21 protein-coding genes are annotated in these 20593 nt (G+C 42.2%); 18 read left to right on the forward strand and 3 right to left on the reverse strand.

All coding sequences use genetic code 11. The annotated features are described in order from the left end of the window. Nucleotides 1–61 precede the first annotated feature (61 nt). The 17 genes from H4683_RS10400 (at nt 62) to H4683_RS10480 (ending at nt 18270) form a co-directional block, all read left to right on the forward strand. Nucleotides 62–391 (forward strand): flagellar protein FlaG, encoded by a 330-nt coding sequence (locus tag H4683_RS10400; RefSeq protein ID WP_192598772.1) that lies wholly within the window; start codon nt 62–64, stop codon nt 389–391. Nucleotides 392–410: 19 nt separating this feature from the next. Beyond that, nucleotides 411–1886 (forward strand): flagellar filament capping protein FliD, encoded by a 1476-nt coding sequence (fliD, locus tag H4683_RS10405; protein WP_192598773.1) that lies wholly within the window; start codon nt 411–413, stop codon nt 1884–1886. 30 nt (nt 1887–1916) lie between these two features. Beyond that, the gene (gene fliS, locus H4683_RS10410; RefSeq protein WP_192598774.1) at nt 1917–2318 is read left to right on the forward strand and encodes a flagellar export chaperone FliS; all 402 of its coding nucleotides are present in this window, start codon (nt 1917–1919) and stop codon (nt 2316–2318) included. 11 nt (nt 2319–2329) lie between these two features. Next, complete coding sequence (gene fliT, locus H4683_RS10415) at nt 2330–2668, forward strand: flagellar protein FliT (RefSeq protein WP_192598775.1); 339 nt, start codon at nt 2330–2332, stop codon at nt 2666–2668. Nucleotides 2669–2826: 158 nt separating this feature from the next. Next, nucleotides 2827–4293, forward strand: coding sequence for a methyl-accepting chemotaxis protein (locus tag H4683_RS22145; protein WP_192598776.1), 1467 nt, complete (start codon nt 2827–2829; stop codon nt 4291–4293). Nucleotides 4294–4562: 269 nt separating this feature from the next. Then, nucleotides 4563–5129 (forward strand): ribosome hibernation-promoting factor, HPF/YfiA family, encoded by a 567-nt coding sequence (gene hpf, locus H4683_RS10425; protein ID WP_192598777.1) that lies wholly within the window; start codon nt 4563–4565, stop codon nt 5127–5129. Between the two features lie 324 nt (nt 5130–5453). After that, on the forward strand, nt 5454–7961 hold the full coding sequence (gene secA / locus H4683_RS10430; RefSeq protein WP_192598778.1) for a preprotein translocase subunit SecA: 2508 nt from the start codon (nt 5454–5456) through the stop codon (nt 7959–7961). 39 nt (nt 7962–8000) lie between these two features. After that, nucleotides 8001–9102, forward strand: a protein-coding gene (gene prfB / locus H4683_RS10435) for a peptide chain release factor 2 (RefSeq protein WP_192598814.1) whose coding sequence is annotated in 2 segments (ribosomal slippage) — nt 8001–8072 and nt 8074–9102 — 1101 coding nt in all. Because the reading frame shifts where the segments join, the coding sequence is not laid out codon by codon here. A gap of 297 nt (nt 9103–9399) precedes the next feature. After that, on the forward strand, nt 9400–9726 hold the full coding sequence (gene cccB / locus H4683_RS10440) for a cytochrome c551 (protein WP_192598779.1): 327 nt from the start codon (nt 9400–9402) through the stop codon (nt 9724–9726). Between the two features lie 419 nt (nt 9727–10145). Further along, nucleotides 10146–10832: a cell division ATP-binding protein FtsE gene (gene ftsE / locus H4683_RS10445; protein ID WP_192598780.1), complete on the forward strand. Its 687-nt coding sequence runs from the start codon at nt 10146–10148 to the stop codon at nt 10830–10832. Beyond that, nucleotides 10822–11706 (forward strand): permease-like cell division protein FtsX, encoded by an 885-nt coding sequence (gene ftsX, locus H4683_RS10450; protein WP_192598781.1) that lies wholly within the window; start codon nt 10822–10824, stop codon nt 11704–11706. Before ftsE ends, ftsX begins: the two co-directional genes overlap by 11 nt. A gap of 34 nt (nt 11707–11740) precedes the next feature. After that, nucleotides 11741–13057: a murein hydrolase activator EnvC family protein gene (locus tag H4683_RS10455; protein WP_225942023.1), complete on the forward strand. Its 1317-nt coding sequence runs from the start codon at nt 11741–11743 to the stop codon at nt 13055–13057. A gap of 584 nt (nt 13058–13641) precedes the next feature. After that, the gene (locus H4683_RS10460; protein ID WP_192598782.1) at nt 13642–14292 is read left to right on the forward strand and encodes a hypothetical protein; all 651 of its coding nucleotides are present in this window, start codon (nt 13642–13644) and stop codon (nt 14290–14292) included. Between the two features lie 2 nt (nt 14293–14294). Further along, entirely contained in the window at nt 14295–14855 is a 561-nt protein-coding gene (locus H4683_RS10465; protein WP_192598783.1) for a redoxin domain-containing protein, read from the forward strand. 73 nt (nt 14856–14928) lie between these two features. Next, nucleotides 14929–16377, forward strand: a complete 1449-nt coding sequence (locus tag H4683_RS10470; RefSeq protein ID WP_192598784.1) for a S41 family peptidase — start codon at nt 14929–14931, stop codon at nt 16375–16377. Nucleotides 16378–16810: 433 nt separating this feature from the next. Continuing rightward, on the forward strand, nt 16811–17980 hold the full coding sequence (locus tag H4683_RS22150) for a PDZ domain-containing protein (RefSeq protein ID WP_192598785.1): 1170 nt from the start codon (nt 16811–16813) through the stop codon (nt 17978–17980). Between the two features lie 38 nt (nt 17981–18018). After that, complete coding sequence (locus tag H4683_RS10480; RefSeq protein ID WP_192598786.1) at nt 18019–18270, forward strand: CsbA family protein; 252 nt, start codon at nt 18019–18021, stop codon at nt 18268–18270. Between the two features lie 84 nt (nt 18271–18354). Here the strand turns inward: H4683_RS10480 and H4683_RS10485 are convergent, their stop codons facing one another. From H4683_RS10485 to H4683_RS10495, 3 genes are read right to left on the reverse strand one after another with little or no spacing between them, the layout of a single operon-like run. Next, complete coding sequence (locus H4683_RS10485; protein ID WP_192598787.1) at nt 18355–18624, reverse strand: hypothetical protein; 270 nt, start codon at nt 18622–18624, stop codon at nt 18355–18357. A 16-nt stretch (nt 18625–18640) separates the two neighbouring features. Beyond that, complete coding sequence (locus H4683_RS10490; RefSeq protein WP_192598788.1) at nt 18641–18949, reverse strand: AzlD domain-containing protein; 309 nt, start codon at nt 18947–18949, stop codon at nt 18641–18643. Continuing rightward, nucleotides 18949–19671 (reverse strand): AzlC family ABC transporter permease, encoded by a 723-nt coding sequence (locus H4683_RS10495; RefSeq protein WP_192598789.1) that lies wholly within the window; start codon nt 19669–19671, stop codon nt 18949–18951. Before H4683_RS10495 ends, H4683_RS10490 begins: the two co-directional genes overlap by 1 nt. A gap of 140 nt (nt 19672–19811) precedes the next feature. On the opposite strand from H4683_RS10495, the gene H4683_RS10500 reads away from it, so the two are divergent. Continuing rightward, nucleotides 19812–20435 carry a TVP38/TMEM64 family protein gene (locus H4683_RS10500; RefSeq protein ID WP_192598790.1) on the forward strand — a complete coding sequence of 208 codons (624 nt, stop codon included), beginning with the start codon at nt 19812–19814 and terminating at the stop codon, nt 20433–20435. The last annotated feature ends 158 nt before the right edge of the window (nt 20436–20593 follow it).

Consider the following 20593-nt stretch of genomic DNA (forward strand, 5'->3'; position numbering starts at 1 on the left):
CATTTTCTCTCGCCGATATAATTCATAGTGAAAGATAATGAACAGATAAGGAGGTTTAAGAATGGTAAATGGAGTTAGTAGTAGTCTAGCCACCCGTCAATTGGGTATTTTGACGGACAAAGCAATAGAAATAAAACAACCTGCATTTGAAAAAAAGGTGCACTTGTCTGCAGATGAAGCAATGCAGATGACAGACGGCATGAACAAGTTTTTGGCTGGTTCCAATACGCAATTACGTTTCGAGTTTCATGAAAAGTTAAAAGAATATTACGTGACGATTATCGACCCGATAACTCAAAAAGTTGTCAAGGAGATACCATCAAGGAAATTATTAGATTTCCATGCGGCGATGCGAGATTTTGCAGGTGTTTTTGTAGATCGGAAAATTTAAGATAAGGGAATGAGAAGTTATGAGAATTAGTGGATTAGCAACAGGGATGGAACCAGAGAAAATCATTAGCGATTTGATGAAGGCGCACCGTATTCCACTTGATAGGATTACACAAAAGAAGCAATATCTGCAATGGCAGTTGGATGATTACAGGAATATCCAACGGAATCTGAAGGCAACGAGTGAAAAGGTATCTGATACAATAATGAAATCAAGTACGCTTCTGGCGAAAAAGGTGAATAGTTCAAATCCAGATGCAGTCAGTATAAAGAGCATGAGTGCGTCAGCTGAATTTTCCGGAACAATCTCCGTTCAACGCTTGGCAACTCAATCTACTTTGCAGAGTTCGGGAAGTATTATGTCTCCAGGTTTAAGTGAAGATTCTACTTTGCAGGACTTAGGAATTACTGGATCGTCTATCACAATCACTGCAAGCGGATCGGCTACTGGAGTCACAGTTGCATTTGACCCAACGAAAGATACTTTAAAGTCACTTATCGAGAAAGTGAATAAGCAGACTGGGGTTAGTGCATTTTATGATTCGCATTCTGGGAAAATTTCTTTAACTGCAAAAAATGGTGGTGCAGAGACAATTGCTATATCTGGCAATGGCAATATTGCAGAGAAATTGAAACTGGATAATGGTGTATCTGTAGACGGTTCTAACGCTAAATTTAAGTTGAATGGTCTTGAAACCGAACGTTCGTCCAATACATTCCAAATCAATGGTTTCGAAATTAATCTAAAACAAGTAACAACGAGTGATGTCACATTCAATTCAGCACCAGATACCGATAAGATTGTGGATGCTGTTGTGAAGTTTGTGGACGATTATAATAAGATGATTGAAGAATTGAACGCGAAAATTCGTGAGCCGAAACACCGTAAATTCCAACCTCTTTCTGAAGAACAAAAGAAAGAGATGAAAGAAAATGACATTAAGTTATGGGAAGAAAAGGCGAAAAGTGGTACGTTAAGCAATGACCCGACAATATCAGCTATGCTAACAAAAATGCGTGGAATAATGATGAGTTCGGTTGAAGGTTCTAATGGTGAAAAGATTCGGTTAAGTGATTTAGGGATAACGACAACGAAAGACTATAAGGAAAATGGGAAACTAGTCATCGATGCGGATAAGTTGAAAGCAGCAATTATTAAAGATCCGAACAAGGTCTATGAGGTTTTCGCAAAATCAAGCTCTGCAACTGATGCAGGCGGGATTGCAGTGCAGTTTAGGGAAGCGGTAGTTACTAGCGAGAAAGCTATTGCTACGCGTGCGGGGAAATTTGGTGCAGTGAATGGGAATGATACATTCACACTTGGTCGAACGATGAAAGATATAAACAAACAGATTGAGCGATTTGAACACCGTCTAAAGATGACGGAAGATCGCTATTGGAAACAATTCACTGCAATGGAACGTGCAATTCAGCGTGCTAATGCACAATCTGCGAATCTTATGAATGCATTGGGCGGCGGCGGCGGCGGTAACTAATAAAGGTGGCGATACAAAAGGGGATATAACATGGCTACGAACAATCCATATGCTACGTATCAGCACAACACAGTGATTACGTCGACACCTGGTGAACTGACGTTAATGCTCTACAATGGTTGTTTGAAGTTTATCCAACAGGCGAAAAACGCATTGGAAAATGGCGATATTGAAGAGAAGAATCAGTCAATCCAAAAGGCGCAGGCAATTATTTCTGAACTCATGCTTACACTTGATAGATCATACCCAGTTGCAGAAAATATGCTTATTCTATATGAATTTTCATTCAACAGACTGATTGAGGGGAACATAAAGAATGACAGCGCTCTGTTCGATGAAGTATCAAGTATTATTATGGAGTTCCGCGATACGTGGAGGCAGGTTATTCAAATTAACCGGCAGAAGCAGTATACGAATGTGGATGAAATATGATAAGGTCCGCAATGATAAAATGGCAAGATGTAGCGGTAAAACTGTTAGTCTTGACGCAACAGGTGACTGATGAGAAACGCGACGAAGTGATTGTTGACATTGAAGCACTGCTTGATGAGCGGGACCAACTTCAATCAGACATCCTTGCACCATTCACGGCTGAAGAAGAAGTGTTCGGTAAAGAACTTGTTGCAATGGAAGCGGATGTTCAAAAGAAACTAGCTCTGTTTACAAAACGGATTCGTAAAGACATTTCCGAAGCACAGTCGAAGAAAGACCATGTGAAAAGTTACGTTAATCCATATAGAAGTCTAGGGCGCGATGGTACGTTTTACGATACGAAACAGTAGTGAATACCCGGAAGAGATCCGTTCTCTTCCGGGTGTTTTAAAATAATCGATCAACCTACTCTATGTGGCCCATCATGCACTATCGTTGGATTTCATACAGTGAATCATTGTGATTATGTAATGGATACCCAAAATACATAACAAGGAAGTGATACGGTGTGAATATCAATCAATTGAAACAATCGGATTGGACACGTAAAAATGAAATAATGGGACTCACTTTTGGCCTTATAGCTAGTATTGGACTTTTAGCTCAATTCTTCATAGAATCTTCAATAGAGATTAAATTGTCAGTCTCGATTCCATTCTTAATGGCTGCGATTGTCTATGTTTTAAGAAGAAAAGTGACAGTTATCGAAAAACTCCTCCCTTATATTTTACTTGTGTTGATATTTGGTATTGCGATGAGCCTGATCCAGTTTTCGGGTGCAGATCTTGGGGCGATTGGCGTCGTTTATCTAGTCATGGTTCTCGGCGTGATTCATGGAAAAAAGATGATCATGGTATTTGCATACACCCTCAGTTTCGTGGCATTACTATTTAATAATGTTCGATTTGAATCTTCAGAAATGATTGTCGATAGCGCTATGAATCTCATTTTGCTTCATTTTCTTTGTGGGATTGCCCTATTTATGTTAGTCCGTCAGAATGGCCAAGTCTTTCAGCACGTTGAGGAACTTGTCGACATCACGGTAAGGAAAGCGATGGATGAAGAAGCTCTTGCGGCAAAACTTGATAATGCGGTTACCAAAATTACGTCGAATTTAGCACAACTTCAGACGAGCGCAGAGACATCTGCCACGTCACAGCGTGAAATGCTTTCAGCAGTGAATGAAGTGAGTGTCAGCAGTCAATATCAGGCGGATCATATTTCGGATATTGCAGAGAATGCGGAACAGACACATGAGGCGGTTCGAACCATTACAGAAGGATTGGAACAAGTCGCCATTCGGGCGAATGAAGCAGGTGAAAAAGCAGATGATGGCACGGTGAAAATGGACAGATTGAAAGGGCGCATGGATTCATTTTCCATATTCTTTACAGAATTAAAAGAAACATTCGATAAGTTATCAAACAAGATTGACGAGACGAATGTATTTGCGGGCTCAATCAAGGAAATCACAGACCAGACGAATCTGTTAGCGTTGAATGCCTCTATCGAAGCGGCACGAGCAGGTGAATACGGCAAAGGGTTTGCAGTAGTTGCAGATGAAATCCGGAAGTTGGCTGGATTGACAGATGAGACGCTGAAGAAGATTGATGCCAACTTGATGGAAGTGAACAATTATAACGAACTCGCAGTGGCAAAACTTGATGTCGGTTTGAAGCAGGTGATGATGCAGACCGAAGTTGCAGATGAATCAAGTGCAGCATTTGTAGATCTGTTCGAGACGATGACAAAATTACAGGGGCAGTTATCCGTTTTTATCCAGGATTTCGGTACAGTTACAGTCAATAGTCAATCGATTCGTGAACGGACGATGGAATTCGCGGCGATTGTCGAGGAAAGTACAGCCGCCATCGAGGAATTGAATGCAACGCTAACAGAGCTTACGGAGGAACAACAGGAAATCTCCACATACATTAATGAAACACATAAAGAAGCGATTCGGATGCGGGGATGAAATAAAATCGCCCTTGAATACATTTTGAGACGATATTTCTACAGCATTAATGCGAAATGAAAGGACTGAATAGTTAGGAAACGTAACGCTTTACCGTGGATCCGAGATTGATTTGGGAAGTAATGAGAAAAATAGTTGAACAAACAAAAATAAGTCATTAATTCGTCAACATTCGACAAAGTATTTAAATTTAATAATGTATTTAGGAGGACTTTTAAGGTACCATATAGAAGTAGTATATTATTGGTTAACTCAAAGGAGGAGTTCATATGCTAGACTTCAACATCCGTGGTGAGAACATTGAGGTGACTCCGGCGATTCGCGAATACGTCGAAAAGAAAGTACAGAGACTTGAGAGGTATTTCACAGAAGGCGCGAATGCAACAGCACATGTGAATTTAAAAGTGTACAATGATAAACAGACGAAAGTGGAAATCACAATTCCAATGAAAAACTTGACACTCCGAGCAGAAGAACGTCATAACGACTTATATGCAGCAGTCGATTTGATTGTCGATAAACTCGAACGTCAAATCCGTAAATACAAAACAAAAGTAAATCGTAAATTCCGTGAACGCGAAGGCATTGCAGCATTCTTCGCTTCCGTCAATAAAAGCGATGAGAAAGCCGCTGAAACGACATTAGAAGATGATTTAGAGTTCTCTATTGTTCGGACAAAGCAATTTGATTTAAAACCAATGGACCAAGAAGAGGCTGTTCTTCAAATGAACATGTTAGGACATAACTTCTTCATCTTCACAGATTCAGAATCTGATGGTACAAACATCGTCTACAAACGTAAAGACGGCAAATACGGCCTGATTGAAACGAACTGATTTAGTGAATAAAACACTCTCCAAGTAGCGAATGTTGCTTGGAGAGTGTTTTTTTTGGAAGTAAAGTGACCGATTCTGTTGAACAAGCGACTAATCCTACACCCGAGCGACTGATCCTATGGAAGAAGCGACAGATTCTGCACCCAAGCGACTGATCCTATGGAGAAAGCGACTAATTCTGCGAAAAATCGACCAATTCTGCACCCAAGCAACCAATCAACAAGTCTTTACATCAGTCTCCACCTCGCATTTTAGTTAGACTATTTGCACCGCGCATTTCAGCGTGTTAAAATGGAGGATGAACCTAATGAGGATGTGACCTAAATGCTTGGCGTATTGAATAAAATGTTCGATATGAATAAACGTGATTTGAAGCGTCTTGAAAAAATTGCAGATAAGGTAGAAGTACTCGCTATGGATATGGAACAGCTGTCGGATGAACAACTAACAGCAAAAACAGAGGAATTTAAGGAGCGCTTGGTAAAGGGTGAAACGCTGGATGATATCCAAGCTGAAGCGTTTGCGGTTGTACGTGAAGCATCTCGTCGTGTGCTTGGCTTGTATCCGTTCCGTGTCCAAATTGTCGGAGCCGCTGCTTTACATGAAGGCAATATCTCGGAGATGAAAACTGGTGAAGGGAAGACATTGACCTCTACGCTCTCAGTCTATTTGAATTCGCTTGCTGGAAAAGGCGTGCATGTTGTCACAGTCAACGAGTATCTTGCAAGTCGTGATGCGCTGGAAATGGGTCAACTTTATGAATTTCTTGGACTTACAGTCGGTTTGAACTTGAATGAGTTATCGAAGGAAGAGAAGCGGGATGCATACGCCGCAGATGTTACGTATAGCACAAACAACGAGCTAGGATTCGATTACTTACGCGATAATATGGTGTTATATAGTGAACATAAAGTACAACGTCCGCTGTTTTACGCTGTCATTGACGAGGTTGACTCTATTCTAGTCGATGAAGCGCGGACACCACTTATCATTTCGGGGCAGGCAGCGAAGGCGGCGGAATTATATCGTTTAGCAAATATGTTCACGAAATCGATGAAAAAGGAAGAAGATTATTCCTATGATGAATCGACGAAAGGTGTCGTTCTGACGGAAGCGGGTATTGAGAAGGCGGAAGCTGCTTTCAGTATCGATAACTTGTTCGATCTGCAACATGTCACGCTGAACCACGCAATCAACCAATCGTTAAAAGCGCATGTGAGTATGCATATCGATGTCGATTATGTCGTCCAGGAAGGCGAAGTCATTATCGTCGATTCATTCACAGGGCGTTTGATGAAAGGTCGTCGCTATAGTGATGGACTCCACCAGGCAATTGAGGCTAAAGAAGGTCTCGAGGTCCAAAACGAGACGATGACGCTTGCAACGATTACATTCCAGAACTTTTTCCGGATGTATGACAAGCTAGCGGGGATGACCGGGACGGCGAAAACGGAAGAAGAAGAATTCCGTAATATTTATAATATGAATGTTATTGCTATTCCGACGAACCGTCCAATTACAAGGGATGATCGCGCGGATCTCATCTATGCTTCGATGGAGGGCAAGTATAAAGCGGTCGCGGAAGACATCAAGGAACGGAATGCTAAAGGGCAACCGGTACTTGTTGGTACGGTAGCCATCGAGACGTCCGAGATCATTTCAAGATACTTGACGAAATATGGTGTGAAGCATAGTGTGTTAAACGCGAAGAATCATGGCCGTGAAGCTGAAATCATTTTAGAAGCCGGCCAAAAAGGGTCCGTTACAATTGCGACGAACATGGCAGGTCGTGGTACGGATATTAAACTTGGTGAAGGTGTTCAGGATCTGGGCGGACTTGCGGTTATTGGTACGGAGCGACATGAGTCACGTCGGATTGATAACCAGCTTCGCGGACGTTCTGGACGTCAAGGAGATCCGGGTGTGACACAGTTCTACTTATCACTTGAAGATGAATTGATGCGTCGCTTTGGTTCAGAGCAAATGAAGTCGATGATGACGAAACTCGGGATGGATGATTCGACACCAATCCAGTCGAAGATGGTATCGCGTTCGGTTGAATCTGCTCAGAAACGGGTAGAGGGGAACAACTTTGATGCGCGGAAACGTCTGCTTCAATATGATGACGTCCTGCGTCAACAGCGTGAAATCATCTATAAGGAACGGAATGAAATTTTAGAATCAGAGAACATTCGTGATGTACTTGAGAAGATGCTCGCCAATATCATTAATAATACGGTTTTGATTCATACGAAAGAGGAAAAGGAAGCCGATTGGAAATTAAAAGGACTTGAAGATTTCCTTGGGGCCAATCTTCTTTCGGAAGGCCATTTGACACAGGCAGATATGGAAGGTAAATCGGTTGAACAATTAACTGATGTCATCACTGAAATGGTTACAGAACGCTATAATGAGAAAGAAGCAGAAATGTCGGAAGAACGCATGCGTGAATTCGAGAAAGTGGTACTACTTCGTGCAATCGATTCAAAATGGACCGATCATATTGACGCGATGGACCAATTGCGTCACGGAATCCATTTACGTGCATATGGTCAGACCGATCCACTGCGTGAATATCAGTCGGAAGGATTTGGAATGTTCGAGGAGATGGTAGCGGCAATCGAAGCCGACGCTGCGAAATATGTAATGAAGGCGGAAATTCGCAACAACCTTGAACGTGAGGAAGTCGTAAAAGCTCAGGCAGTCAATCCAAAAGAAGATGGCGAGCCAGTAAGAAAAAAACCAGTGCGTCGTGCTGTAAACATCGGACGAAATGATCCATGTTCTTGCGGTAGCGGTAAGAAGTTTAAAAACTGCCACGGAAAAGCGTAAGCTCACCGGGCAACCCAATTTCAGGAGGAAACCACCATGATAGAATTATCCGATGTACGTAACGAGCTTGACAAATCAGCTAAGAAATTAGCGGACTTTAGGGGGTCTCTTTGACTTAGAAAACAAAGAGATTCGAATTCAAGAACTTGATGAAGTGATGCTTGAGCCTGGATTTTGGGATAGCCAAGACGAAGCGCAGAAAGTCATCTCGGAATCGAATGCATTAAAAGATGTCGTCGGCGACTATACGGAGCTAACAGACATACAGGAAAACCTTGAAATGACGCTCGAACTATTGCGCGATGAGTTAGATGAGGATTTGCAGGAAGAACTTGGTACTGAACTAAAGGGATTCAAAGGCAAAATGGAGGAATTCGAACTCCAAATGCTACTGAGTGATGAATTCGATAAAAACAGCGCAGTCCTTGAACTTCATTCTGGTGCAGGTGGGACGGAATCACAGGATTGGGCGTCCATGCTACTGCGTATGTATACGCGATGGGCAGAACGCAAAGGCTTCAAAGTTGAGACACTAGACTACCAATCGGGAGATGAAGCAGGCGTTAAATCCGTGACATTGTCCATTAAAGGCCATAATGCTTACGGCTATTTAAAGGCTGAAAAAGGTGTTCACAGGCTTGTCCGGATATCACCTTTCGACTCATCGGGTCGCCGCCACACGTCATTCTCTTCGATTGAAGTAATGCCGGAATTTGAAGGCGAAGTCGATGTAGATATCAAGATGGAAGATGTCAAAATCGACACATACCGTTCAAGCGGCGCAGGCGGTCAGCACGTCAATACAACGGATTCTGCTGTGCGAATGACACATCTTCCGACAGGTGCCATTGTTACCTGTCAGACAGAGCGTTCGCAAATTAAAAATCGGGAGCGTGCAATTAATCTTTTGAAAGCGAAGATTTACCAGATTCGAGTTGAAGAAGAGGAAGCACGTCTTCTTGAAATTCGTGGCGATCAGAAAGAAATTGGTTGGGGAAGTCAGATTCGCTCATATGTTTTCCATCCGTATTCGATGGTGAAAGATCACCGAACAAGTGCGGAAACAGGAAATGTCAGCGCAGTTATGGATGGAGAAATCGATTTGTTCATCAATGCCTATTTACGTTCACGCATTTCGTAATTCATTGAAGCGGGAAAATTGTGTTTTTGAAAAAAAACAACAACAATAAGTCCAGATAGGTTTTGAATAAGTACAAAATGTGTATAGTAAATGGTATAGGTCCAAATAGATGTGCGTTTATGTTCGGCATGGGATGGCAAATAGAGTTCATAAAGTTGTGATAAGTTGCTGGAGAGATTGACACGACAATAATTGTCATTGCTTTGATGAATTTTGGGTGGTCAGTGAAGGACTTAAACGTGCATGGATTTGGTATACTTGGACATGTAGGATTATTATTCTGAGGGAGGTAACAAAATGAAGAACACGTTTTTAGCAATATTGCTGGGAGCTGTACTTGTCCTTGGGGCATGTGGCGGAGAGAAAGCAGATAAGAAAGAAGACGTAACAACGGGCGGAGAAGCAACAGTTGATGCAGAAAAAGTCGTACAATCAAGTTGCATAGGATGCCATGGTGGCAAATTGGAAGGATCAATGGGCCCTGCACTTGCTGATATTGGAGCACGCTTATCTGAATCAGAAATCCATGACATTATCGTTAATGGTAAAGGCAAAATGCAAGCGCAAAAACTAAAAGATGATGAAGCTACTGCAGTTGCAAAATGGCTTTCTGAGAAAAAATAAGTTTTGAAAATTAAACCGCTGCCGGATGAATGTCCGTGGCGGTTTTTTCGTATTTGTCGTATAGATCTGTAAACTATATAAGTTGAGTTTAAGTGTCTCACTTTCTAGAATACTCAACACGCGTGCTTTACTCATTCGATTCAAGTGTACAGTTACAATTAGGACAGGAATCTTTGGTTCAACTTATGTATATACTATTTTTTTGAAATAGAGTAATTTTTCGGTCAGGGTTAAAAAGAACTAGTTAATGACTTTTTAATCACTCGTATAAAATGGGTAATTGGTATTAAAAGATAATGTTATCAACAAAAACTACAATATTAAAATGAAACATAACTGTAATACTTACGAATGGGAATCATGTTATAATGAGCATATTGGAAGAATAAGAGTGATACTAATTATCAGGTGGTTTTAACATGATAGTGATGAAAAATGTGTACAAGAAATATCCGAACGGCGTCGTAGCGGCAAACGGCATTAATATCGAAATAAAACGTGGCGAATTTGTCTATGTAGTTGGACCAAGTGGTGCAGGGAAGTCAACGTTCATCAAAATGATGTATCGTGAGGAAGCCTCTACAACAGGAGATATTATTATCAACGGCATTAATCTCGCCACATTACGCAATAAACATATTCCTTATTTGCGTAGGCAAATTGGCGTCGTTTTCCAAGACTTTAAACTACTACCGAAATTGAATGTATACGAAAATGTGGCATTTGCTCTCGAAGTAATTGAGGAATCGCCAGAAGAGATTAGAGAAAAAGTGAATGATGTTCTTGCGCTCGTTGGGCTTACACAAAAAGCAAGGATGTTTCCGAATGAATTGTCTGGTGGAGAACAACAACGTGTTTCCATCGCTAGGTCTATCGTCAACGTTCCCAAAGTCGTTATTGCAGATGAACCAACAGGAAATCTTGACCCTGAAACATCATGGGAGATCATGAGGATCTTCGAACAGATCAATGCTCGTGGTACGACGATTGTCATGGCCACCCATAACAGGGAAATTGTTAATACAATTAGGCATCGGGTTATTGCAGTGGATGGCGGACTTATCACTCGTGATGAGTATGGAGGTGAGTACGGTTATGAAGGCTAGAACAATTAGCAGACATATGCGGGAAAGCATTAAGAGTATTCGCAGAAATAGTTGGATGACGTTTGCATCGGTTAGTGCTGTTACTGTCACTCTTCTCCTTGTAGGTGTATTCATCGTTATTATGATGAATTTGAATCTGTTGGCTGATAGTATCGAAAATGATGTGGAAATTAAAGTTATTGCTGATCCAGCGGCGGACGAGGAAGCAGTTAAGAAACTGGAAGAACAGGTACGTAACACAGAAGGCGTTCTTGAAGTGGTCTATTCATCGAGGGATGAAGAACTGAACACGATGATTAAATCATTCGGGGATGAACTTAATTTATATAAACAGAGCAATCCGCTTGGCGATGCATTGTACGTAAAAGCGAAGGATCCTCAGCAGACGGCAACCGTAGCGAAAAAAATTAATACATACGATTACACGGATAAAGTCGAGTATGGTGAAGAAAAAGTTAACAAGTTGTTCAAAGTGCTAAATACGAGCCGAAATGTTGGACTTGTACTCATTTTGGCCCTTCTTTTCACTGCGATGTTCCTCATTTCGAATACAATCCGGATTACGATTGTGGCAAGAGGAAAAGAAATCGAAATCATGAAACTGGTTGGAGCGACAAATAACTTTGTCCGCATTCCCTTCATACTCGAAGGTGTTTGGCTTGGCATTTTAGGGGCTATCATTCCAATGGTCATCATTTCTGTATCCTATAACAATCTATATGAACATTGGGAACCGAAATTGCGAGGGCAATTGTTTCAATTGCTTAATACAACACCCTTCATTTACCAACTAAATGGGCTCCTCTTATTTATGGGGATTTTCATCGGGATTTGGGGTAGTTTTATGTCTGTTCGGAAATTTCTTAAAGTCTAATTAGAGCACAGATTGTGAAAGGGGAACTGGGAAGTTGAAAAACTACAAGTGGTTGCTTTCAGGTACAATAGCAATTTTCATGCTGACTACCATTGTGAGTGGGACAGGCGTTTTAGCAAGTCCTCTAACTGATCTGAAAAACGAAAAGAAACAAAATGAACAAAAGAAAATTGAACTAAAATCGAACATCAACCAAAAAAAGACGGCAATTTATAAAAACAAATCTACAATCGATAAGATATTCGATCAAATTTCGGAACTAAATGCTCAAATTGAAGAAACGAACAGTAACATTGCACGTGTGGAAGAGAAAATTCTTCACACTACAGAAGACATTGAAGCGCTTCAAAAATCCATTAAGGAACTCGAAAAGAAAATTGCGGAACGTGATATTGTATTGCGTGAGCGACTTCGCGCAATGCAAGTAAAAGGCGGATCGGTGGATTACCTTGATGTCCTCCTTGGTGCAAACAGTTTCTCTGATTTTATCGATCGTTTTTCTGCAGTGAATACATTAATGGATGCGGATCGAAATATCATGGAACAGCAGGCAAAGGATAAAGAGCAGTTGGAAGTAGAAAAAGCGCTTGTTGAAAAGAAATTAGCAGAGCAAGAAGAGAATAAAAAAGAATTACAAGGAATGATGGCCTCCCTCGAATTAAAAAAAGTTGACAAGAATAAACTAATTGATCAATTGGAAGTTGAACAAGAAAAATTAGAAGCTGAAAAAGGTAAATTGGAAGTAGACCTTGATCATGAGCATAAAATAAGTAAAGAAATCGAACAGAAAATTGACGCCGAACAGAAACGAATCGCTGAAATTGCAAAGAAGGCAGAAGAAGAGAAGAAACGTAAAGCAGCAGCTGCCGCAAAAGCGAATCGTAATAATGGAGGTTCTTCTATCTCAACCCCTACCTATTTACCGAATGTTTCAAGTGGGAACTGGACTAGACCGACAATTGGAAGATATACTTCATCATTCGGATGGCGTAAGCACCCAATATATGGAGCAACAAGACAACATCGTGGTATGGACATTGCGAACTCAATCGGAACGCCTGTTGTATCGGCTAGTGATGGAGTAGTTTCTTATGCTGGACGGATGAGTACGTACGGAAATATTATCATGGTGACGCATTCTGTCGAAGGTCAAATCTTTACGACCGCCTATGCTCACTTATCTAGTATCGCTGTCGGTGTTGGTCAACAAGTAGACAAAGGCCAACATATTGGGAACATCGGAAATACGGGTGCATCGACCGGGCCCCATCTCCATTTTGAATTCCACATAGGAAACTGGTCAGCAAGTGGTTCAAGTGCGGTCAATCCATTGCGTTATGTTTCATTTTAAAAGAAAAAGGCCTTCCTCTCTAATGAGGACAGGCCTTTTCTTTTAGAGCAAAAGTTGCGATTCGTTATTTTTCACAACTTTTACTAGCGAAGCGACCAATTAAGGAGGTTAAGCGACTGATTCCACTAGCGAAGCGACCGATTAAGGAGGTTAAGCGACTGATTCCACTAGCGAAGCGACCGATTAAGGAGGTTAAGCGACTGATTCCACTAGCGAAGCGACCGATTAAGAAATTGAGCGACTGATTCCACTAGCGAAGCGACCAATAAAGAAATTAAGCGACTGATTCCACTAGCGAAGCGACCAATTAAGAAATTAAGCGACTGATTCCACTAGCGAAGCGACCGATTAAGAAATTGAGCGACTGATTCCACTAGCGAAGCGACCAATTAAGGAGGTTAAGCGACTGATTCCACTAGCGAAGCGACTAATTAAGAAATCAAGCGACTGATTCCGCTAGCGAAGCGACCAATAAAGAAATCAAGCGACTGATCTTTGATTTTTCTTGTGGGGCAAAAAAGTCGCAATTCAATTCGGAATCCTATACCATATACGGTATACATATGTTAAAGGGGTATACGTGAATGACCGTCACTAACTATTATATTATTGGTAGTTTTACTGTTCCGTCGTCGTGGATTGCACTCATCGTTGCGTTCGTCGTCGCATATAGTGCAGTTCGGACACGTTATGGAAAAAAACATGCAGAAATCTTATCGGATGCATTTTTTTATTTAGTGATTGTGTGGAAATTAAGTGTTATTTTGATTGATTTCAGTACAGTCATTCGATCTCCTCTTACGGTTCTCTATTTTCATGGAGGGATCCTAGGGTTTTATTTTGGACTAGTGTTTATTATCGGCAAGATTTTATGGGGCGTGAAGAAGGGACGGTACCATACTGATGGGTTAATCTCACTTTTTTCGGGTGCGGTTTTGACCCAAGTGGTGTTTCAATTATTGATGGTGTTGCTGAATGAGGGTGAGTGGGTTGCGCAAGGCATGACCATCGTCGTATTTACGTTGTTCGCCGTTTATTTCTGGTTGATTAGCGGAAAGTCAGGAAATTGGACGATTCAGCTGGCGCTATTGTTCATGGCGGTCCATGTCTTCGTTGCTTCCTTCCAACCGAAGGGACTGGTCGGTACACCGCTTATTACAACTATTGTCAATGGAATACTTTTTGCGATCCTGTTTTCATTGGAACGTCGCACTGAAAATGGAATGGAGGAATAAATATGAATAAGAAATTGATAGGTTATCTGATAGCTGCACTGCTGATTGGCACGCTGGTTGTAATTATGGTGAAAACGAATTTGGATAAACCGGAGCCAATCGCTACATCTAAATTGGGGGTTGAAACAGGATTGGGGCAGGGAGAAGCACCACCTGATTTTGAATTAACTACACTTTCTGGTGATGTAGTGAAGTTGTCCGATTTCAAAGGGAAAAAAGTTATTTTGAATTTCTGGGCTTCTTACTGTCCACCGTGTAAAGCGGAAATGCCACATATGCAAAATTATTATGAGGGTTATAAAGAAGAGGATAACTTTGAAATACTTGCGGTTAATCTGACGCCTAGTGAGCGGAATGGTATTCAAGGTGTTGAGGATTTTATCGATACGTATGAACTGACGTTTCCAATTCCACTCGATGAAGAAGGTATTGTTGGTGAAACATATCAAATCCTTACAATTCCAACAACGTATATGATTGGAACAGATGGTGTCATTGGTCAACAAATAAATGGACCGATGGATGAAAGCATGTTGAAAGAGCTTGTCGAAAATCTTGATTGAAGAAAGCCGGTTACCTGCTGTCGTAATGTTCCATTTTCGTTCATATAATGAACGGAGGAGGGGATATTACACTATGCGGAGAAGCCGGTTTTTGCTATTTGCTATATTTTGGGTTTTAGTAACGAGTGTTATTCTAATATTGAATGGTTGTGTAGAGGGAGAAAATAAGGACAATGCGGTAGCGCAGACGCCGACAACATTTGGTATTATTGAAGAGGCATTTGGTTTGATCCAGAAAAAAGCTGTGTATCCAGTTGATGAAGATATGTTGATTGAAGGCGCGGTGCGTGGGATGACAGACTCCATTGGCGATAAGTATTCGACCTATTTTACGAAAGACGAAGCGGCCGCCCATAAAGAATTGCTTGCTGCTGAGCGAGTTGGAATCGGTGCGGAAATCACACGTTCAAACGGAAAATTCATTATAGTTGGGCCAGTTAAGTCATCTCCAGCCGACAAAGCGGGGCTACGTCCATATGATGAAATCGTTCGCATAGATGGTGAGCGTTTGGAAGGGAATTCACTGCAGGACATTGTTCAGCGTATCCGTGGCAAGAAGGGGACAGCAGTTAAGATGACGATTTTTAGGCCTGATGAGGATAAGCATATTGAGTTAAGTGTCATGCGGGATACGATTCCGGTGAAGACAGTGTCCTCGGAAGTGATTGAGGATCGCGAAGAAAAAATCGGTTACATATCGATTACGACGTTTGGCAATGAAAGCGCGAAGGAATGGCAGAACGCGACAAATGGACTCATTCAGAAAGGGGCTAATTCGCTAATTATTGATGTGCGAGGCAATCCAGGTGGTTATTTGCGTACGGTCAGTGAAATTGCCGGGAGTTTATTGCCGAAGGATACGGTTTTCGCTTATATGCAAGATCCGAAAGGTATGCTGTCACCACTTGTTCCAGAATTCTCCGATGGTAATTCGTTCGATGAAAAGCTGAAGAAGATGCCGATTGTTTTATTGCAAGATAAAGGAAGTGCATCGGCGAGTGAAGTGTTGAGTGGTGCGTTGAAGGATTTGAAAAGGGGATTCATAACGGGTACGACGAGCTTTGGCAAGGGGACCGTGCAGGATACGTTTAAATTATCGAATGGCGGGGAAGTGAAACTGTCGACCCATAAGTGGCTCACTCCGAAAGAGCAATGGATTCATGGTAAAGGAGTGAAAGCGGATCTCGAGGTTGTCCAAAGCGCGCTGTTTGGAGAGCATATTCGTCTAGTTGCGGATATTTATACGGAAGGAGATTTCCATGATGATATCGCCTATGGTCAGCGGTTGCTTACAGGGCTAGGCTATAGTGTCGGAAGGACGGACGGTCTTTTTGATGAGTCAACAGCCCGTGCAGTTCATGCATTCAGAGTCGATGCCAAGGTCGAAGAAGGTAAAATAATGGATCGAGTATTTTTCACAACACTGAAAGATAAAGTGGAAGTGTTCAGGAAGGATCGTAAAAACGACGACCAGCTTCAGATGGCAATTGGCTATATCCATCACAAAATAAGTGAGAAATGAAACTCCCGATGCGTTATCGGGAGTTTTTTGCGGGGAAGTAGAGTAAGCGGAATTGCCATGACAGTTGGTGCGGGCCATGACAGTTTTGTGGATTGCCCTTAGAGTAAGCAGAATTGCCATGACAGTTGGTGCGGGCCATGACAGTTTTGTGGATTGCCCTTAGAGTAAGCGGAATTGCCATGACAGTTGGTGCGGGCCATGACAGTTTTGTGGATTGCCCTTAGAGTTAGTGGAATTGCCATGACAGTCTTACGGATTGCTTACAGTTTGCCTTATCCCCCTATACAAACCATCTATCAATCTTATCTTGAATCAATGCATGAATGATATTTTCCACTTATTATCAATTCATTTATAACTATTCACATAAGAAGCACTTCTTTTGGTACAATGAAAAGAAATGACGTTGCGGGGAATGGGATGGTGACAGTTCGTGTCTGAGAAAATGATATTCGATGTACTTGATGTAGTTGTGTTGTTTTTCTTGAATCCAGTTTTGTTTGCTGCGCTTCTCATGGCAGTCATTATAGGGTATTTTCGCGTGAAGCGCGAGCGGCGGAGTTTCAAAGTCCGTTTATTGCCGGGTTTTACTGAGTTGAAAAGGCTTTTGGCGGAGTCATGGCCTTATGCATTACTTCTATCAGTATTGATTTCAGGGGTAGGATTGATAGCTAATTTTGGTTGGCTCGTATTATTTTCTGCGGCTACGCTTGTTACATTACTTTCATTCTATTATAAAGCAGCGTCACCTATTTATTTTGCTGCTATTGCTTTTTTTGCACTTTATTTCTTGAAAGAATATGTAGGTGAATTCACGTTTCGTGGATGGAGTTTGGGGCAACTGGACATGTTCGGAGAGCTGGCAGTAACGATTGCAGTTATTGCGGGATTACTCCTCGTCGTGGAAGGGCTTCTCGTTAGCCGTCACACAGTCCAATATGCATCGCCATATCTAGTGAATACGAATCGTGGGCTCAGAGCCGCCTCATTTAAGGTGAAGCGGCTCTGGTTGCTGCCTGTTGTATTCCTCGTTCCAGGGGATATGATTTCGGCTTATGTTCCATATTGGCCACAATTTACTCTTGGGGAAAATGCGTTCAGCTTAATTCCGCTGCCAGTCATTATAGGATTTTCGCAAGTGGCACGCTCGACGTTGCCAGACTTTTTATTCCCCAAAATCGGTCGTGCGGTCACTTGGTTAGGCATAGTCGTCATAATTGTAGGTATTTCAGCGATTTGGATGCCAGTCCTAGGATGGGCTGCACTATCGATGGGTGTCATTTGCAGGGCAATGATCTCTATTTTAACTTCGCTCCAAGAACGAAAAGGCGGCTATGTGGCTGCGCCAAGTTCCACGGGTGTTGTCATAGCGGGTATCCTACCCGGATCACCTGGGGAAAAGATGGGCCTCTTGTCAGGAGAGTGTATTCGCACGGTCAACGGGATTCGAGTGAGCAATGAAAAGGAGTTGTATGATGCCATCCAGGTAAATGCTGCGCATTGCCGTTTACAAGTAATTGGTCGCGACGGGGAAATTCGGTTGATGCAACAGGTTATTTATCGACATGATCACCATCGGTTAGGACTACTTATCGTCCGATGAAACAGTAAGTACCATTCGCTTTAGAAGGAAGGTTTAACATGGAGTTACTTGAAACAAAACTGATACTTGCCTTGTTTTTACCCGGATTACTCGTTGTCTTTTTCACGAGGGTCACTTTTCACTATGTTGTCGGTCTCCTTTTGACTCTAGCCTTAATCGCAGCATCCGTATATGCGGGTTACACACATGACTGGATACTCTATGTAGCAGATGCATTGTCACTCACGGTTGGCTTTTGGTATGCGACACGAATGGTAAATGAAGCGAGGAAGAATGAGGAAGAAGCCTGAAATAGCGAAACCGCTCCCGATTATTGGAGCGGTTTTTTGTGTGGAATGAACTGGGATATTTCATGTGGGCAACCGTAAATTCGCTCAAGCGACTGATTCCACTGTCCAAGCGACCAATCTCGTCAGCGAAGCGACTGATTCCACTGTCCAAGCGACCAATCCCGTCAGCGAAGCGATTGATTGCACTGCCCAAGCGACCAATCCCGTCAGCGAAGTGACTAATTTCACTGTCCAAGCGACCAATCCCGTCAGCGAAGCGACTGATTCCACTGTCCAAGTGACCAATCCCGTCAGCGAAGCGACTGATCCCACTGACGAAGCGACCAATCCCGTCAGCGAAGCGACTGATTTCACTGCCCGAGCGGCCTCTCTACATAAACAAACTATAAACAGCAAGCACACCAATCGTTCCAAGTACAACAGACATTACACCGCCGCCGAAAAACGCAATTAAAAATGCCACGCCCGCACCAATCATACCAAACAAAATGTTCCCTTCCTGCACGAACAAAATTGCCGGAAAAATGAGAGCACCCAATACGGCGTATGGAATATTGCGTAAGACGCCGGACACAATAGGAGGAAATTCTTTCCCATCTAAAAATGTAAGAGGAATCATACGTGGAATGTATGTCACTAACGCCATTCCAAAAAGCATCCACCAGTAAGTCGGACCCATTAAACTGCCTCCTCCTTTTCAAACATCGCCTCTGCGTTTTTGCCTTGCTTCGCATAGATAACCTCAACAAAAATCGAAGACGCAAGTGTTGCGACGAGAATCGACCAACCTGCTGAGAAACCCGAAAAGTACAGCACGCAATGGATTGCCGCCGCCACTCCCGCGAGCATGACAACTTTGCGATTTCCCTTCATCGAAGGAACGAGTAGTCCGATGAACATTGCATAGAGTGCGATTGCCATAGCAGCTTGTAGAAATAGCGGTAGATTGGCGCCGATAACATGACCAACCGCAGTAAAGATAACCCAACTTCCATAGGCAATTAGTGTGACACCGAACGCAAAGGGTGTCGATATTTTGTCGTTTTTACTTGTTGCGAGAACGGAAAAGGATTCATCTGTAATACCGAAGGAGTAAAATGCCTTTACCCATTTTGGGGCGGGTTGCATCTTTTCACTGAGCGATGCCGTCATAAGGAAGTGACGAATGTTGACGATAAATGTATTGAGGACAATCAAGATAGGGTCGACAGCCAATGCAATCAGGCTGAGTGACATATATTGTGAGGCTCCCGCATAGACGAATATGCTCATTGCGGTCGCTTCGATAATGGACAAGCCTGCTGTTTTCGCAAGTAGTCCGAATGTGAGAGCGACGGGGAAATACCCGATGGCGATGCTAGAACCTGCCCTAAGTCCCGCTAAAAATTGGCTTTTCTTCATATTGTCACATCTTTCTTAGCTGTATTTAATGATTATACTATAAATTCGTGTTTTAATGGATGTACAGTAGGGGAAAATCTTAGTTAGAAGAATTTTTATATCATTAAAAAAGATAAGCACGTATAGCGAGGGTGTTTCGGATGAGTGATTGGTTTGATGTAGATAATATCGTTAAATTGGCGCAACATTATAAGGCACTCGGTCCGTTTGTGGGATTGCTACTGCCTTTTATTGAATCGTTTTTACCGTTTCTTCCGTTATTCGTTTTTGTTTTTGCGAATGCGAGTGCGTATGGGCTTTGGTATGGGTTTATATTATCGTGGGCAGGTGCGGTTGTTGGATCGTATGCTGTATTCCTGATTATTCGGAAGTATGGCCGCAATCGGTTTCTCCGTTTTTTAACGAAAAGTGTACGCATTCAAAAATTGATCAAGTGGGTTGACCGCAACGGATTTGGGCCACTGTTTATATTGATTTGTTTTCCGTTTACACCGTCAGCGCTCGTCAATCTTGTTGCGGGGCTGTCCGATATGAAAAAGACGCATTATCTGTTTACGTTGATGGCGGGAAAGTTTGTTATGATTTTTACGATTAGTTATATAGGCTATGATTTGAAAGCATTACTTACACAGCCAATCCAGACTGCCAAAGTCATCATCTTGATAATTTCACTCTGGCTGGTCGGCAAATGGTTCGAAAAACGGTTGAATCGAAAGGTGGAAGCTGAATTCCGTTCCGTTTCGAGCCACAGCAACGAAAAATAATCAACCTTATGAGAAGTCAAGGTAGTAAAAAGTAAATAAAAAATGCCTCGAAGTTGGAAAATTCACTTCGAGGCATTTTTTCATTAGTAACTCACTGAAGGTTGCCCAGTCGTACCGTGACTTTTTAGCAAATAGCCCTTTAATTCCAGATTTATAAG

Origin of the sequence: Sporosarcina limicola, from assembly GCF_014873855.1 — a bacterium.
GTDB classification, from domain to species: Bacteria; Bacillota; Bacilli; order Bacillales_A; family Planococcaceae; genus Sporosarcina; species Sporosarcina limicola.

Bases quoted from the DNA above. Each gene is read 5' to 3' on its own strand.
- H4683_RS10480 (WP_192598786.1), top strand. From the start codon at position 18,019: ATGGAGTTACTTGAAACAAAACTGATACTTGCCTTGTTTTTACCCGGA.
- hpf (WP_192598777.1), top strand. From the start codon at position 4,563: ATGCTAGACTTCAACATCCGTGGTGAGAACATTGAGGTGACTCCGGCG.
- H4683_RS10500 (WP_192598790.1), top strand. From the start codon at position 19,812: ATGAGTGATTGGTTTGATGTAGATAATATCGTTAAATTGGCGCAACAT.
- H4683_RS10465 (WP_192598783.1), top strand. From the start codon at position 14,295: ATGAATAAGAAATTGATAGGTTATCTGATAGCTGCACTGCTGATTGGC.
- H4683_RS10460 (WP_192598782.1), top strand. From the start codon at position 13,642: ATGACCGTCACTAACTATTATATTATTGGTAGTTTTACTGTTCCGTCG.
- fliD (WP_192598773.1), top strand. From the start codon at position 411: ATGAGAATTAGTGGATTAGCAACAGGGATGGAACCAGAGAAAATCATT.
- H4683_RS10495 (WP_192598789.1), bottom strand. From the start codon at position 19,671: ATGAAGAAAAGCCAATTTTTAGCGGGACTTAGGGCAGGTTCTAGCATC.
- H4683_RS10400 (WP_192598772.1), top strand. From the start codon at position 62: ATGGTAAATGGAGTTAGTAGTAGTCTAGCCACCCGTCAATTGGGTATT.
- fliS (WP_192598774.1), top strand. From the start codon at position 1,917: ATGGCTACGAACAATCCATATGCTACGTATCAGCACAACACAGTGATT.
- H4683_RS10470 (WP_192598784.1), top strand. From the start codon at position 14,929: ATGCGGAGAAGCCGGTTTTTGCTATTTGCTATATTTTGGGTTTTAGTA.
- cccB (WP_192598779.1), top strand. From the start codon at position 9,400: ATGAAGAACACGTTTTTAGCAATATTGCTGGGAGCTGTACTTGTCCTT.
- fliT (WP_192598775.1), top strand. From the start codon at position 2,330: ATGATAAAATGGCAAGATGTAGCGGTAAAACTGTTAGTCTTGACGCAA.
- ftsE (WP_192598780.1), top strand. From the start codon at position 10,146: ATGATAGTGATGAAAAATGTGTACAAGAAATATCCGAACGGCGTCGTA.
- secA (WP_192598778.1), top strand. From the start codon at position 5,454: ATGCTTGGCGTATTGAATAAAATGTTCGATATGAATAAACGTGATTTG.
- H4683_RS10490 (WP_192598788.1), bottom strand. From the start codon at position 18,949: ATGGGTCCGACTTACTGGTGGATGCTTTTTGGAATGGCGTTAGTGACA.
- ftsX (WP_192598781.1), top strand. From the start codon at position 10,822: ATGAAGGCTAGAACAATTAGCAGACATATGCGGGAAAGCATTAAGAGT.